At 29.2% G+C, this 15,825-nt stretch carries 14 protein-coding genes; all 14 read right to left on the minus strand.

The window, feature by feature from the left end; genetic code table 11:
• Nucleotides 1-174 precede the first annotated feature (174 nt).
• On the minus strand, nucleotides 175-1,143 hold the full coding sequence (locus tag EJJ37_RS03645; RefSeq protein WP_133014231.1) for an asparaginase: 969 nt from the start codon (nucleotides 1,141-1,143) through the stop codon (nucleotides 175-177).
• A 799-nt stretch (nucleotides 1,144-1,942) separates the two neighbouring features.
• Nucleotides 1,943-2,347, minus strand: coding sequence for a PBECR3 domain-containing polyvalent protein (locus EJJ37_RS03650; RefSeq protein WP_133014232.1), 405 nt, complete (start codon nucleotides 2,345-2,347; stop codon nucleotides 1,943-1,945).
• 169 nt (nucleotides 2,348-2,516) lie between these two features.
• Nucleotides 2,517-3,995, minus strand: coding sequence for a stage IV sporulation protein A (gene spoIVA / locus EJJ37_RS03655; protein ID WP_133014233.1), 1,479 nt, complete (start codon nucleotides 3,993-3,995; stop codon nucleotides 2,517-2,519).
• Nucleotides 3,996-4,324: 329 nt separating this feature from the next.
• On the minus strand, nucleotides 4,325-5,317 hold the full coding sequence (locus tag EJJ37_RS03660; RefSeq protein ID WP_133014234.1) for an NAD(P)H-dependent glycerol-3-phosphate dehydrogenase: 993 nt from the start codon (nucleotides 5,315-5,317) through the stop codon (nucleotides 4,325-4,327).
• A 2-nt stretch (nucleotides 5,318-5,319) separates the two neighbouring features.
• A complete protein-coding gene (gene der, locus EJJ37_RS03665; RefSeq protein WP_133014235.1) occupies nucleotides 5,320-6,639 on the minus strand; it encodes a ribosome biogenesis GTPase Der in 1,320 nt (439 codons plus the stop codon).
• On the minus strand, nucleotides 6,639-7,976 hold the full coding sequence (locus EJJ37_RS03670) for a DUF512 domain-containing protein (RefSeq protein WP_133014236.1): 1,338 nt from the start codon (nucleotides 7,974-7,976) through the stop codon (nucleotides 6,639-6,641). Before EJJ37_RS03670 ends, der begins: the two co-directional genes overlap by 1 nt.
• A 171-nt stretch (nucleotides 7,977-8,147) precedes the next feature.
• A complete protein-coding gene (phoU, locus tag EJJ37_RS03675) occupies nucleotides 8,148-8,804 on the minus strand; it encodes a phosphate signaling complex protein PhoU (protein ID WP_133014237.1) in 657 nt (218 codons plus the stop codon).
• A 28-nt stretch (nucleotides 8,805-8,832) separates the two neighbouring features.
• Nucleotides 8,833-9,597 (minus strand): phosphate ABC transporter ATP-binding protein PstB, encoded by a 765-nt coding sequence (gene pstB / locus EJJ37_RS03680; protein ID WP_133014238.1) that lies wholly within the window; start codon nucleotides 9,595-9,597, stop codon nucleotides 8,833-8,835.
• 133 nt (nucleotides 9,598-9,730) lie between these two features.
• On the minus strand, nucleotides 9,731-10,555 hold the full coding sequence (gene pstA / locus EJJ37_RS03685; protein ID WP_133014239.1) for a phosphate ABC transporter permease PstA: 825 nt from the start codon (nucleotides 10,553-10,555) through the stop codon (nucleotides 9,731-9,733).
• 2 nt (nucleotides 10,556-10,557) lie between these two features.
• The gene (gene pstC / locus EJJ37_RS03690; RefSeq protein ID WP_133014240.1) at nucleotides 10,558-11,451 is read right to left on the minus strand and encodes a phosphate ABC transporter permease subunit PstC; all 894 of its coding nucleotides are present in this window, start codon (nucleotides 11,449-11,451) and stop codon (nucleotides 10,558-10,560) included.
• A gap of 91 nt (nucleotides 11,452-11,542) precedes the next feature.
• Entirely contained in the window at nucleotides 11,543-12,391 is an 849-nt protein-coding gene (locus EJJ37_RS03695) for a phosphate ABC transporter substrate-binding protein (RefSeq protein ID WP_133014241.1), read from the minus strand.
• A gap of 226 nt (nucleotides 12,392-12,617) precedes the next feature.
• Nucleotides 12,618-14,318, minus strand: a complete 1,701-nt coding sequence (locus EJJ37_RS03700) for a HAMP domain-containing sensor histidine kinase (RefSeq protein ID WP_133014242.1) — start codon at nucleotides 14,316-14,318, stop codon at nucleotides 12,618-12,620.
• Nucleotides 14,319-14,324: 6 nt separating this feature from the next.
• The gene (locus EJJ37_RS03705) at nucleotides 14,325-15,020 is read right to left on the minus strand and encodes a response regulator transcription factor (protein ID WP_133014243.1); all 696 of its coding nucleotides are present in this window, start codon (nucleotides 15,018-15,020) and stop codon (nucleotides 14,325-14,327) included.
• 18 nt (nucleotides 15,021-15,038) lie between these two features.
• Nucleotides 15,039-15,776, minus strand: coding sequence for a peptidoglycan editing factor PgeF (pgeF, locus tag EJJ37_RS03710; RefSeq protein WP_133014244.1), 738 nt, complete (start codon nucleotides 15,774-15,776; stop codon nucleotides 15,039-15,041).
• Nucleotides 15,777-15,825 lie beyond the last annotated feature (49 nt).

Raw genomic sequence — 15,825 nt, forward strand, 5'->3', positions numbered from 1 at the left:
TTTCACATTTTAGAACTCATAGTCATAATTTTTACATCGTAATAGGTATATAATAAATATCCCTGTTTATCATTAGAATACGAGTTATCTTATAGTCAAATTATATCTCATAATTTTCCATAAGTCAATATTTTCCGTATATTCCTATTATTATATTATGTAATATTCGTATTATTAAAATTGTTTCTTAATTTCTTCTTTATCTATTGTGCTATTTATTGCTAAAGCTAATTTTATTCTTGCTTTTTGTCCTGGAAGGGTATCTCCAAAAATCACACCTAGATCTTTAAGCATCTTCCCTCCACCTTCATAGCCATAAGATTCATGAACTCTTCCTTCAAAACATCTAGAAACTACAACTACAGGTATTCCTTTATTTAAGGCTGATTTTATGCCATCTACCATTTTAGGCGGAACATTTCCTCTTCCTAATGCTTCAATAACTATTCCACCATAACCTTTCTCTATTACAAAATCAATAAACGAAGAATCCATATCTGCAACACATTTTATTAATGCAACATCCCTTTTTATTTCTTCTACATCATATTTTTCAGTATTTTTAGTTTCTCTATAAAACATTACTTTATTATTATCAACTATTCCAATAGGTCCAAAATTAGGTGTTCTAAAGGCATTTAACGCCATAGAGTTTGCCTTTGTTACTTCTGATGCTGAATTCAATTCACCATTAAAGCAAACAAGCACTCCTCTTTTCTTTGCATCATCTGAAATAGCAGTACAAATTGATGCTGCTAAGTTTGATGGTCCATCATAGCCTAATTCTGATCCACTTCTCATAGCTCCAGTAATTACAACTGGCTTTTCACTTTTTATAGTTAAATCTAAAAGATATGCAGTTTCTTCTAAAGTATCAGTTCCATGAGTTATTACAACTCCATCAATATCATTTCTATCTAATAAGTCTTTAGTAAATTTGCTTAATTCTAACATAGTTTTAAAAGTCATATGTGGTGATGGAAGGCTTGAAAAGCTATAGGATTCTATATCTGCGAATTCCTCTATTCCTGTAACCATTGACATTATCTCTTCTCCAGTCAAACTTGGTACAGCAGCCTTTATTCTTTCATCCACCTTCATTGATATTGTTCCACCATTAAATACTACTGCTATTTTCTTCATTTTTTCCTCCAGTTTTTTAAATTCTTCATCTACTATCGCAATATAACTAAATTGTTCGTTACGTGGAAGCGAAAAAATGAAATATTTATTTTCCAGTAACCGTGAAATTTTCACCTAGAATTTATATAATTGATTGCGTAAAGTTTGCTAAAGTTTTTAAACTCGCTATTCGCTCAAACAGTAAAAACTTCTTTACGCAACTTTACTCCATCAATTATTAAATTCTACGGCTTAATTTCAATGGTCCTTCCAAATTAATATTTCATTTTTTCTTTTTTTCACGTAACTACCTATAGCATAACACCTTGCAGTTAATGTCTTTTGCTACATGTTATATGACAAGTCGTTAACTAAAAGTATTTTAACCTGGATAAAACAAAACTTTTTAAATTAAAAGATAATTATTCTATCAAAATAATTTATAGCACAGAACATTAACTTTATGAGTATTTCTTTTTTTAATTGCAGACCTAATCTTTAAAGCTAGTGATAGAGAAAAATTAATGATATAACCGGAAGAAAGTATTATATAATAAGCTTTAGCTAATTTTATGGAAATAATAATATAAATTCTTAGCGAAATTATATGACTTAATGGAGGTTATATCATTAATTTTCGGCATCACGGCATTAACGCTTTAGTTCGCAATATTTTTCAGTTTGATTATTGGCAGGTCGACATTTCCTGCATCTCTGTTTACTGAAATCTTCAGCGTATGAGGAGCCCTTTCTCACCTCAATAATCATTGTTATTTACATATACATATTATACATTTTGAAAAAAATTATATCAAATAAATTATTTTTTTCCTTTAATATCAATTAACTTACCACTATAAATTCTGTTCTCTATCTTCTTATCAGTTATTGGGTACATTGTTGTTACATAGATATACTGATTTTCCTTATCTACTTCAACTCCTAAAAGCAAATTAGTATAAACTCTCTTAATAAATTCTACAGCAGTCTGTCCCCCTTCATTTTTATAAATACCAATATAGTCGGGTTCTTCTAATATTTTTTTCATCCACTCAAGAATGCCATCTCTAGTCCTTCTATCTAACTGCCTACCATGCCTCTTTATAATATGCTTAAGCACTCCTGGGGATGCATATATTACTCCAGTAAACTCTATACCTAACTCATTGGCTACTTTTTGCCTTAAATATCCTACTCTTTTATAGGTACAAAATCTGCTTTCCATACTATCCCTCTTCACTATAATATATTAAGCATAATACTATCTGCTTAATATATTCTATTCAGATAATAATGTACTCTACACTAAAATATGAAAAAAATTAGTTTTTTAACTTATTTATAACATAAAAATAACCTACCACTAATTATCTTAGTAGTAGGTTATGTTTATGTTATAGAATTATACAAATCAACCCGCCATTTCCTTCGTTAATAATCTTTTGAAGAGTCTTTTGAATTTTCACTTGAACATCTTCTGGCATCTTATATAATTTATTTTGTAATCCCTCTTTAACTAACACTTCTAAAGACTTACCAAACATATTACTTTGCCATAATGATACCGGGTCTTTATCAAATTGTTCCATAAGAGCATTAACTAACTCTTCACTTTCTTTTTCTGATCCCATTATCGGACTAATTTCAGTTTTAATATCTGCCTTAATGAAATGTAATGATGGAGCACTAGCCTTTAGTTTAACTCCAAACTTAGTTCCTTGTTTAACTATTTCAGGCTCTTCAAATTTCATTTCACTTAATTGAGGTGCAACAAGACCATATCCTGTTTCCCTAACATCAACTAAAGCATCCTTAATCTTATCATATTCACGTTTTGCGATATTTAAATCTTTCATAAGAGCTATTAAATCGCTCTCACTTTCAATTTCAGAATCGCAATTTTCACTAAGTACTTTATAAAAAATAGTTTCACTTGGTTTAAGTAATATTCTTGCAGTCCCTTCACCAAGATTTATTTCACTTAAATCTGATGCACTTAAATTTTCATTTTCTTTGGCTTCACTAAAGGCTGGTTTTATGTCTCTTATTTTATCTACACTTTGACACATTCCCTTAACAATCTTAAAAAATTCTTTTTTCAACCAATGTTCTGGCTCTAAGTTTTCAACCCAAATAGGCATGTCTATATTTATTTCTTTCACAGGGAATTCCTTAAGTACATGCTTAAATAAATTCTCAATATCTTTTTCTGTCATATTATAAACATCCATAACCTGAACTTCTACATCATACTTTTTCTCTAGCTCACTCTTTAATGCATCTGTTTCAGGAGAGTTTATGTTTTTGGTATTAAGTACAACTATGAAAGGTTTATTAATTGCTTTAAGCTCTTCTACTACCCTTTCTTCAGCCTCTAAGTATTCCTCTCTATCTATCCCTGTAATGCTACCATCAGTAGTTACTAAAAGTCCAACAGTTGAATGATCTGTTATAACCTTTCTTGTCCCTATTTCAGCAGCATCTTCAAATGGTATTTCATATTCATACCATGGAGTATTAACCATCTTAGGTTCTTCATCTTCTAAATATCCTAAAGCCCCCTTAACTATATACCCCACACAATCTACCATTCTAACCTTTAATTTAATATCCTCATCAATAGTTATTTCTACAGCCTCATTTGGAACGAATTTAGGTTCCGTAGTATGGATAGTTTTACCTGATCCACTTTGTGGCAATTCATCCTTAGCTCTTTCCTTTTTATAAGCATTATCAATCTTTGGTATAACCATAAGGTCCATAAATTTTTTAATAAATGTAGACTTTCCAGTTCTAACTGGTCCAACAACACCTAAGTATATGTCACCTTGAGTCCTTTCTGCAATATCCTTATATATATTGAAATCGCCCATAAGTACACCCTCCTATTTATTTTTAACACTATATATATATTCCTAATCCAAAAAAAGTATACTATTTTTTAAACTTTATTCCTTTAAATCAAAATTTTAATTTTTAGGATTCTTGTACTAAAGTTAACTTTCTTCTTAAGTATCTATATACTTAACAATATGTTACAATCTAACTATTTATGATGTACTTTTAAATTTTATTTTTACATAATACAATATTATTTTTATTACTATCTTAATCTACTAGTAAAGCTAAGTAAAAATCCCATTACACCTAATAAATTCTAATAAAAAAGGTGAAATTACAGTTTTGTAATTTCACCTTTTTATTAATAGTTTTCAGCTTTTTTATCTCTTTCTAATAGCTCACCAACCATTTTCTTTGCATCTTTACCTTCAAAAAGAACTTTATAAAGAGCATCTGTTATTGGCATTTCAACATTTAACTTTTCTTTTAAATTATAAAATGCATAACAAGCTTTTATTCCTTCAACAACCATTCCTACTTCTTCTACTGCTTCTTCTCTAGTTTTACCAGTTCCTATTAAGTAACCAGCTCTTCTATTTCTTGAATGCATACTAGTACAAGTAACTATTAAATCTCCCATACCAGTAAGACCTAAGAATGTTTCAATTTTTCCACCAAGCTTAGTACCTATTCTTACTATCTCAGCCATACCTCTTGTCATTAATGCCGCCTTTGTATTATCTCCATAACCTAAACCATCACATATACCAGCAGCAAGAGCTATAATATTCTTAACAGCTCCTCCAACTTCAACTCCAACTAAATCATCATTAGTATATACCCTAAATGTTTTAGTCATAAATAAATCTTGAACTTCTTCAGCTACTTTCATATTTCTAGCTGAAGTAAGTACAGTGGTTGGAATATTAAATGCAACCTCTTCTGCATGACTTGGACCAGATAATACTACAACAGGGTTTGCAACCTCTTCTTCAATAACTTCAACTAAAGTTTTATTAGTACCTTCTTCAATTCCCTTTGCAATGCAAATTACAGGTATTGTTTCATCTATTAATCCTTTAAGGCTTCTAGAAGCACTTCTTATTACATGGGATGGAACAGCTAATACTACATAATCACTATCTACAATAGCTTCTTCCAAAGTATTATAAGCCGTAACATTTTTAGGCACATCTAATCCCTTAATAAACTTATCATTTCGTCTGTTTATATTAATATCCTCTACAACAGTGTTATCTCTATCGTATACCGCTACTGTATTTCCTTTGTTTGCTAATAAAATAGCTAAAGAAATCCCGAAACTTCCTCCGCCTAAAAAAGTCACTTTACTCATAATTAACTATCCTTTCTCTCCCTATATTCTATTTGTATTCCAGTTCCACTGAAATCAAAATTATCCCTTAATTGATTCTCTAAATATCTTTCATATGAGAAATGTCTTGCATTTACATCATTAACAAAGAATACAAACTTTGGTGGTTTTGTAGCTACTTGAGTAGCATAATATATCTTTAATCTCTTTAATGCTACAACTGGCGGCTCTTTCATTAATATAGCTTTACTAATAACATCATTTAATACACCAGTTCCAACTCTCTTATCATAATTATCATAACACTCTTTAGCAACTTCAAGAACCTTATGCGCTCTTTGTCCTGTTAATGCTGATATAAATAAGAACTTAGCATACTTTATAAACTTAAGTTTGCTTTGTAAATCTTTCTTATAGTTATCCATTGTCTTATCATCTTTTTCAATAAGATCCCACTTATTAACTATAACCATTATAGCTTTATTTAACTCATGAGCAAATCCTATAATCTTTTCATCTTGCTCTGTTACACCTTCTGTTGCATCTATCATCAATATACAAACGTCAGCTCTTTCAACTGCAGCAAGTGTTCTAATAACTGAATATCTTTCAATTTCTTCTTTAACTTTGCTCTTTCTTCTAAGACCTGCAGTATCAATTAAAGTAAACTTTCCAAGTTCATTTTCAATTTTACTATCTATAGCATCTCTTGTAGTACCAGCTATATCAGATACTATTAGTCTATCCTCACCTAATAATCTATTTATTAATGATGACTTACCTACATTAGGCTTACCTATCATAGCAATTTTTATGTCTTCTTCTTCTTCATCTTTACTTCCAATAGAATTAAAGTGAGATACTACCATATCAAGCATATCTCCAAGACCTTTTCCTTGACCTGCTGATATAGCAACTGGATCACCTATACCTAAATTATAGAATTCCCAAGCATTTTCTTCATCCTTTAAGTTATCAATTTTATTAACAACTAATACAACTGGTTTTTTAGATTTTCTAAGCATTGTAGCAACTTCATTATCAGCTGCTGTTAAACCTTCCTTACCATCAACTACAAACATTATAACGTCAGCAGTTTCTATAGCGATATTTGCTTGTCTTCTCATTTGTTTAACTATTATATCTTGATTTTCTGGTTCTATACCACCTGTATCAATCATAGTAAAAGTATGATTTAGCCATTCAGCTTCTGCATATACTCTATCTCTTGTTACACCTGGTGTGTCTTGAACTATTGAAATTCTTTTTCCTGCTAATTTATTGAATAATGTAGACTTACCTACATTTGGTCTTCCAACTATAGCTACTATTGGTTTTGCCATTATTCTTCTTCCTCCTGACACGCATCATTTATTATGCTTACTATATCTTCTCCTGTATGATCACATACAAGAACCTTAACACCTAATTCTCTTTCTATATCATCTATCTTTGTATCATCTAACATAATATATTCAGCCGGCCCTAGCTCATATCCTTTTCTAAACATATTATTAGGCATAATTAAGTACTCGCTATTAATCTTTCCTTTTAATTGTCCTATAATATCAGTTCCTGTAAGAAGTCCTGCAACAGTTATTGTTTCTCCAAAGAAATGATTAATAATTTTATATGTATCTATTTTAATATTAGGGTTAACTTTCATTAACTTTTTCATTCCATTACTTACTTCATCAAAAGCAAGTTGTCCTGTTGGAATTGAAAAAGTTCCTTTTATATTTTTATTTAAATCTTGAGCAGTATAGTTTATGGCTTCTCTAAAGCATCTAATCATACCTATTCCATCTTCTATTTGCTCATATCCATTATAAAAATCTTCTTCAGGCACATCTATACCTGAAACTAAATAAAACTCATCAGAAAATCTTACAAATGGGTCATTTATTTCTTCCATAAACTTCTTTTGAAGCTCCATGACCATTTCTAATTCTTTTCTTGCTGATTCTTTATTAAATGTTTTTACTTGAACTAATCCTTCTCTATATTTAGTAACTCCAATTGGTACCACTGCAATATTGGCAACTGATGGATATAATTCATATAATTCGGCAATAGTTCTTTTTAACTCTTCTCCATTATTAACTTCTGGTATAAGAACTATTTGACAATGCATTTCTATCCCTGCATCTGCAAGTTTTTTCATTCTTTCATATACTGACCCAGCAAATCTATTACCAAGCATTTTAACTCTTAAATCTGGATTTGTTGTATGCACTGAAATATTTATAGGGCTTATTCTATATCTTATAATTCTTTCTATATCCTCATCCTTCATATTTGTTAAAGTAACAAAATTACCTTGTAGGAAGGAAAGACGTGAATCATCATCCTTAAAATAAAGTGTTTCTCTCATACCTTTTGGATTTTGATCTATAAAGCAAAACATACATTTATTACTACATCTTTTCGCTTTATCCATAATACCGCCACCAAATTCAAGACCTAGTTCTTCTCCATAGTCTTTTTCTATTTCATAGTCCCAAATCTCTCCATTCGGTTTTTGTATTTCTAATACTATTTCTTCATCGTTAGTTAAAAACCTGTAGTCTATAATATCAACTATCTTTTCTCCATTTACTGATAATAAAATATCATTTTCTTCAATGCCGACTTCTTCAGCAATACTATCAGGCATTACACTTGTTATTACATTCTTCATAATGTCCACTCCTATAATTACCTATCATCTCTATGATATATTAACCTAATAATTTTATTCAGTCAACTAACAGTTAATTTAATTGCTGAAATTAAATTTTAAAATACCTATATATAATTTTTCAAATTATTAAATAAAAAAAGAATATAGGTTACCCCATATCCTTTATTATTACTCATTTAAGTCTACATAATCACCTTTGGCAGAAAAAATTATCCACTCACAAATATTTGTTACGTGATCTCCAACTCTTTCAAGGTATTTAGACGCAAATAATATTTGAGCTCCTTTGTTGATTATAGTCTCATCCTTTGCCATCTTCTTTAACATATCGTTAAATAATCCACGGTATAATATATCAACTTGATCATCCATCTTACATATCTCATAAGCTGCATCTACATCTCCTGCAACAAATGCTTCAATAGATTTATTAATCATTTTTCTTAATATATCTACCATTTGCCAAATAGGTTCACATTCTTCACCTAATACATCTAGTTCAACTCTTTTAGCAATCTTACATATATCAACTGCATAGTCAGCCATTCTCTCTAAATCTGTTACTATTTTAGAAGTTGTAAATACCTTTCTTAAATCCGTAGCAACTGGTGATTCCATAGCCATGAACTTTAAACATTGTTCTTCGATTTTTCTATTTAACTCATCAACTTTATCGTCATTTTCCATAACTTGCTTTACAAGTTGCATATCTTTATTTTTAAAAGCTTCTATACTATTATATATTTGCTTTTCAACTAAACTCCCCATTTCAGCAAGTTCGGATCTTAATAACTTCATTCTCTTGTCTAAAAGATTTCTTGTCATAATCTCACTCCCTATCACAAATTGAATTTTATCCAAATCTTCCAGTTATATAATCCTCAGTTCTCTTATCCTTAGGTCTGTAGAAAATATCTTCTGTTTTACCATATTCAACAACTTCTCCTGATAAGAAGAATGCAGTCTTATCAGCAATTCTTCCAGCTTGTTGCATATTATGAGTAACAATTACAACTGTATATTGCTTCTTTAATTGATCCATAAGTTCTTCCATTTTATTAGTTGAAATCGGATCTAATGCTGATGTAGGTTCATCCATTAAGATTATTTCTGGATATACAGCTATAGTTCTAGCTATACATAATCTTTGTTGTTGTCCTCCTGAAAGTCCTAAAGCAGATTTTTTTAATCTATCTTTAACTTCATCAAAAAGCGCAGCTCCTCTTAAGCTTTTTTCAACAATTTCATCTAAAGTCTTTTTATCTTTTATTCCATGTATTCTAGGTCCATAAGCTATATTATCATAGATTGACATAGGAAATGGATTCGGTTTTTGGAATACCATTCCAACTTTTTTTCTAAGGTCTATTTCATCATAGTCCTTATATATATCTTTCCCATCAATTAAAATTTCACCATTAATTTTAACACCTTCAATTAAATCATTCATTCTATTTAAAGTTCTTAAAAATGTAGATTTCCCACATCCAGAAGGTCCTATTAACGCTGTAACTTTTTTTGATTCTATATCTAAATTAATATTCTTTAATGCTTTATTATCACCATAAAATAATTCTAAGTTTCTAACTTGAATTTCTGGCTTTATTATATTTGACATATTTACACCTCAAAATCCTATGATTTTCTTTAATCTATATATGTAACTTCTTAGAATTAAGAAGCTACAAATTTAATGTATTACTTTAATACTATTCTAACATTTCATTTAATATTACTATAATTTATATTTTCTAATAATTTGCTTTATTAAATTTCTTACTAACAAATTTCGCTAATAGATTTAACACTAAAATCATTACAATTAAAACTATCCCTGCTGCTGCCGCAGAAGCAATATCTCCCTTTTCCTTAGTTTCAAGGAATGCATGAACAGTTAAAGTTCTACCGCTTGACATTATACTTGTTGGTATTTTATATACTGTACCTGCTGTTAAGAATAATGCTGCTGACTCTCCAATTACACGCCCCATAGAAAGTATTACACCTGAAAGTATACCTGGTATAGCGCTTGGGAGTATTACTTTATATAAAGTTTGGAATCTTGTTGCTCCAAGTCCAAGTGATGCCTCTCTATATGATGGAGGAACTACTTTTAAAGCTTCTTCTGTAGTACGAATTATTACAGGTAAAATAATTATTGAAAGGGTTAATGATCCTGCTAAAAGTGAATAACCAAACTTTAATGCACTTACAAAAAATGCTGCTCCAAATAATCCATAAACTATTGATGGTATTCCAGCCAATGCTTCTGTTGAATATCTAATTACTCTAACAAGCTTTCCTTGCTTTGCATACTCTTGTAAGTAAACAGCTGAAAGTACTCCTATTGGTGTTGCTATAAGCAATGATAATCCTACAGTATATAATGTAGAAATAATAAATGGCTTTATTCCACCACCACCTGATGGTTTATACTCCCCAAATAAGTAATTTAAATTTATTAATTTATAACCTTTTATAAATATGAATCCTATTATAAATACTAAAATTCCAACTGTTATTATTGCTGATAAATATAATAATATCTTTAAGATATTTTCTTTTATTTTTCTCATTTTTATTTACCTTCCTTACTAGAAAGTTTTGAAATTACTAGGTTTAATATTAAGATAAATGCAAACAGTACAACCCCTGTTGCAAATAACAATTCTTGATGTGATTGTGTTGCATATCCCATTTCTAAAGCTATATTACTTGTAAGAGGTCTTACCTTATCAAAAATAGATGTAGGTATTTGAACAGAGTTACCTCCAACTAAAATTATAGCCATTGTTTCTCCAATTGCTCTACCGCAACCTAATACTATTGCTGCAAGTATACCTGATTTTGCTGCAGGTACTACTACCTTAAAAGTTGTTTCTATATGTGAAGCTCCAAGTCCTAGCGAACCTTCTTTATAACTTTTTGGCACAGCCTTTATTGCAGTAGTTGAAACTGAAATTATTGTAGGTAACATCATAACTGCTAATACAATAATTACTGCTAATAAACTTTGTCCCTGTGGTAAATTAAAAGTATTTTGTATCCATGGAACAATTACTGCTAAACCAAATAATCCATATAATACAGATGGTATTCCAGCTAAAAGTTCAACTGCTGGAATTATAATTTTAGATATCCCTTTTGGTGCTATTTCTGCAATAAATATAGCAGTTAGTAATCCTATTGGTACTCCAATTATTAGAGCCCCTAGTGTACCCAAAACAGATGCTATTATCATCGGTAATATTCCATATTTTTGGTTTTCAGATGTTGGATACCACTCTGTTCCAAAAATAAATTCAGTAAATGATTTTCCTTCTGCGAAAAACGGTCTTAATCCCTTATAAAATACAAATCCTATTATTAATATTAAGCTTATTACTGCAATAAGTGCACACACTAGAAATATTGCTCTTGTAACTTTATCTATAATATATTTACTTTTATTATTTTTATTTTCCTCTACCATTTTAGTCCTCCTAATGGTAATAAAACACTTTGATTTATTTATATAGTAAAAATGCCTCAATACCAGAGGCATCTTTAAAGTTGTTTTAAAATTACTCTATTGTTATTAATTTATTTTCTTCTACTATTTGTTGTCCTTCAGCACTTAATGCGAAGTCAATTAATTTTTGACCATTTTCTGTTAAGCTATCTTCTTTAGTTATTAATATAAATGGTCTTGAAAGTTTATAGCTACCAGCTTTAACATTGTCAGCTGTTGGTTCTACTCCATCAATACTTAAAGCAGATACAGTATCGTCGATGTACTCAAAAGAAGCAAATCCTATTGCATTTTTATTTCCAGCAACTGTAGTTTTAACAGATCCACTACCATCTGAAATTGTAGCATCTTTTAGTAACTCTTCTGATTCATAACCAACTATTTCTTGGAATGCATCTCTTGTTCCTGAACCTTCTTCTCTTGAAACTACTACTATTGGAGTATCATCCCCACCTAATTCTTTCCAGTTAGTAATTTCTCCTGTATATATTTTTTTAACATCTTCTAAAGATATGTTTTTAACTGGATTATTTGGATTTACTAATAAAGCAATTCCATCATATGCTACTATTGTTCCTTGAACTGACTCTTTTTCTTCATCTTTTAATTCTCTTGAAGACATTCCTATTTCTGAAATTCCAGAAATAACATCTTTTATTCCAGCTCCTGAACCATTTTGTTGTATTTCTAATGTTACATTACCGTTTTCTTCCTCATATTTTTCTTGAATTTTTTCCATTAATGGACCTACTGAAGTTGACCCTGAGATTGAAATTGTTATTGCATCTTTGCTAGAAGCTGTATTATTTCCTTCTCCGTTTGATCCACAACCTACAAATGTTGCGCCAATCATAGTTACCAATAAAGCTCCTACCATTAACTTCAACTTTTTACTTCTCATTTTTATTCCTCCACTTTCATAAATGAATTTTTTATTCATATACCTTACACAAATAATATTATTCCTCTAAAGTTAAAGTAATATTACTTAAATGTTAAATAACGTTATGTAATTGTTAAGAGAATGTTAAATGTGTATATTTTTTGTCATTTTAAATATAATATTGTAAAAAAAATAAGATAAAAATACATTAAATATTCTTACCTTATTTTTATTTACAATTTTCTTATATTTTATTATTAAATTTCTTATTTATTTTTATCTTTACAGTAAATGTACTTCCAACCCCTAATTTAGACTGAACTATGATATCCCCATTAAACAATTTAACAATATGCTTAACAATTGCAAGCCCAAGCCCCGTTCCCCTTGTTGATCTTGATTTATCCACTCTATAAAATCTTTCAAATATTCTTGGTATATCATTTTCAGGAATTCCTATACCATTATCAATTACTTTAAAAACAAAATATTCATTCTCAGAAGTTATAATAATTTTAACATTTCCAGTTTCATTAGAATATTTTATGGCATTTTCTATTAAATTTAAAGCTAACTGATGGAATTTGTCCTCACTTCCAATAATTTCATTATTAAATTCATTTATAAATTCTATCTTAATCTGTTTTTTCTCAGCCTGCTTTCTAACTATATCAATTATATTTTCTATAACTTCTTTTGGCCTAAAGTTACCACTCTCCATTTTATGAAGCTTTTCAATATTGGAAAGTATTAAAATATCATTAATTAAATTAGTTAACCGCTCTGCTTCTTTGTCAATAATATTTAAAAACTTATTCTTCGTTTCAGAATCATCAACATATCTTAAAGTTTCAGAAAATCCTTTAATCGATGTTAACGGCGTTTTAAGCTCATGGGAAACATTAGCAACAAATTCACTTCTCATATTCTCAAGGCGCTTAATATCTGTAATATCCTGAATAGCTATTACTATACCTATTTGATTTTTTGATCCACTTATAATAGGAGCTTTTTTTACCCTTATCTCCCTTTCTACAGGATGAAATAATTTTATCTCCTTAGTATTTATATCAGGTAATTCTCTTATAAAATTAATAAAATCATAATCAATAACACAAGCTGATATCTTTTTTCCTATTACATCTCCCTGTAAATCAAATATTTTTTTGGAATATGGATTACTTAATATAATTTTTTCATTATTATCTAATGCTATTACTCCACTTTCCATACTCTCAAGTATGGCCTCAAGCTTATTTTGTTTATCTAAGGAATCATTTATCTTAGTTTCTAATTGATCCGCCATATTATTAAATGTTTGTGCCAATAAACCAATTTCGTCATAATTCCCAATTATTGCTCTTTTATTTAAATTACCATTTGCAATTTTAGCTGTTACTTTTTCAAGTTCTTTAATTGGATATACAATTATTTTAACTAGTTTTACTGCTAGTGCTAATGACAATAAAAATACTGCAATTACGATAGCAATATAATACTTTAATGCCCCTAACGTAACTATCTTTATATTATTAACAGGAACTGAACTTCTAACAACTATATCTTCATTTATCTTAGTTGCATAATATACCATATCAACAGATAATGTTTTACTAAATCTAACACTAGTTCCTGTCCCATTACTGAATGCCTCTATAATTTCTTCCCTATCTTTATGATTATCTAAGATTGATGTCTCATTATCAAATATTACATCTCCATCTTTATTTACCACCGTAAATCTAACGGAATTACCTTTGAATTTATATATAGACAAATCCTCATTAGTATAATCACCCCTTGAAAAGCATACATTATATATAGATAATACTTCCTTTGCATCATTTATATTATTTATATTTAATAATACAATAAAGGAGCTTGTCACTATAATCAATGCAAATATAACTGTAATTACTACTGATGTTATAATACGTTTTTTCATAGAATACTAATTAGGGTTAAATCTATACCCTACTCCTCTTATAGTTTCAATTAGCTTAGGATTTTTATCATCCAGCTCTATTTTCTTTCTTAAATATCTTATATGAACATCAACAGTTCTTGTTTCACCTATATATTCATATCCCCATATTTTATCTAACAAAGTATCTCTAGTTAAAATTTTCCCTTTATTTCTAATTAAAATTTCAAGAAGTTCAAACTCCTTAAGTGTTAAATCCAGTTTTTTATCGTTAACAAGAATCTCTCTCTTATCAAAATCAGCAGTTAAATTTCCAAAAACTAAAACATTACTTTCTGGTTCTGAAATAGAAAATCTTCTTAATACCGCCTTTACTCTTGCAAGTAGTTCTCTTACAGAAAAAGGCTTAGTAATATAGTCATCTGCTCCAAGCTCTAAACCTAATATCTTATCAAGTTCTTCACTTTTTGCTGTAAGCATTATTATTGGAGTATTTCTAATTTCACTATTACTCCTAACATCTTTACAAACATCATATCCATCTTTTCCTGGTATCATTAAATCTAATAAGATTAAATTTGGCTTTTCTTCAACTGCAAGCTTTACGGCATCATTCCCATTATTTGCTGTAATTACTTTATATCCATTACTGGTAAGATTATAACTTATTAATTCTGCAATATGTTCTTCATCATCTACTACTAATATTTTTTCATTTGCCATTCCTATCACCCCAACAATTTATTTAATATATGAAAATGAAAATAATCTTCCATATGTCCCATTACTTGCTCTATAAGAAAATAATTTATTTTCTTTTTCGCAATGAGTACATAAATTGAAGGAATAAATATTCTCACCTTTAATGCCAATATCCTTTAAATCTTCTTCAATACACAGCTCCATACTTAAATTTCTACCATTAAAAAGTTTTTCACTAGATACATTAAATTTAGAAATGAACTTCTCCTTTAATTCTTCTGAAACTTCATAACAACATTGTCTAATATGAGGCCCTATATATGCTTTTATATTTTTCACATCACAATTAAAATTCTTAATCATCTTCTCTACAGCATTCTTGCTTATATGATTAAAGGTTCCCTTCCATCCACTATGTATAGCTGCTATAGTAGATGTACTTTCATCAACAAGTATTACCGGAACACAATCAGCAGTAAATGCTCCAATAATTACTGACTTTTCATTAGTAACTATGGCATCGCCTTCATTTTCAATAAAATCTTTTTGTCTTTTATCATAAACTAAAACTTTATCACTATGTATTTGTTTTATATACTGAACTTCATCAACTCCAAAATCATCTTTAAGTGATAGTAAATTATTAACTCCTTCCTCTGTATGTCTGTTAAAGCTTCTGTCCAATTTTGCATTAGAAAATACAATATTAATATTTTCACCTTCTAATATCCAAAAATCCTTAAATTCCCTAAAATCATTAATATTTAATTTTTTCATAATCCACCTCTAAATTTTCCTAAATGTATTTTATCATTTAATATTAACT

Origin of the sequence: Clostridium cuniculi, assembly GCF_004353185.1 — a bacterium.
In the GTDB taxonomy this organism is placed as follows: domain Bacteria; phylum Bacillota; class Clostridia; order Clostridiales; family Clostridiaceae; genus Clostridium; species Clostridium cuniculi.

Bases quoted from the DNA above. Each gene is read 5' to 3' on its own strand.
- EJJ37_RS03645 (WP_133014231.1), bottom strand. From the start codon at position 1,143: ATGAAGAAAATAGCAGTAGTATTTAATGGTGGAACAATATCAATGAAG.
- EJJ37_RS03660 (WP_133014234.1), bottom strand. From the start codon at position 5,317: ATGAGTAAAGTGACTTTTTTAGGCGGAGGAAGTTTCGGGATTTCTTTA.
- EJJ37_RS03695 (WP_133014241.1), bottom strand. From the start codon at position 12,391: ATGAGAAGTAAAAAGTTGAAGTTAATGGTAGGAGCTTTATTGGTAACT.
- pstC (WP_133014240.1), bottom strand. From the start codon at position 11,451: ATGGTAGAGGAAAATAAAAATAATAAAAGTAAATATATTATAGATAAA.
- EJJ37_RS03700 (WP_133014242.1), bottom strand. From the start codon at position 14,318: ATGAAAAAACGTATTATAACATCAGTAGTAATTACAGTTATATTTGCA.
- pstB (WP_133014238.1), bottom strand. From the start codon at position 9,597: ATGTCAAATATAATAAAGCCAGAAATTCAAGTTAGAAACTTAGAATTA.
- EJJ37_RS03670 (WP_133014236.1), bottom strand. From the start codon at position 7,976: ATGAAGAATGTAATAACAAGTGTAATGCCTGATAGTATTGCTGAAGAA.
- der (WP_133014235.1), bottom strand. From the start codon at position 6,639: ATGGCAAAACCAATAGTAGCTATAGTTGGAAGACCAAATGTAGGTAAG.
- pgeF (WP_133014244.1), bottom strand. From the start codon at position 15,776: ATGAAAAAATTAAATATTAATGATTTTAGGGAATTTAAGGATTTTTGG.
- phoU (WP_133014237.1), bottom strand. From the start codon at position 8,804: ATGACAAGAAATCTTTTAGACAAGAGAATGAAGTTATTAAGATCCGAA.
- EJJ37_RS03650 (WP_133014232.1), bottom strand. From the start codon at position 2,347: ATGGAAAGCAGATTTTGTACCTATAAAAGAGTAGGATATTTAAGGCAA.
- spoIVA (WP_133014233.1), bottom strand. From the start codon at position 3,995: ATGGGCGATTTCAATATATATAAGGATATTGCAGAAAGGACTCAAGGT.
- EJJ37_RS03705 (WP_133014243.1), bottom strand. From the start codon at position 15,020: ATGGCAAATGAAAAAATATTAGTAGTAGATGATGAAGAACATATTGCA.
- pstA (WP_133014239.1), bottom strand. From the start codon at position 10,555: ATGAGAAAAATAAAAGAAAATATCTTAAAGATATTATTATATTTATCA.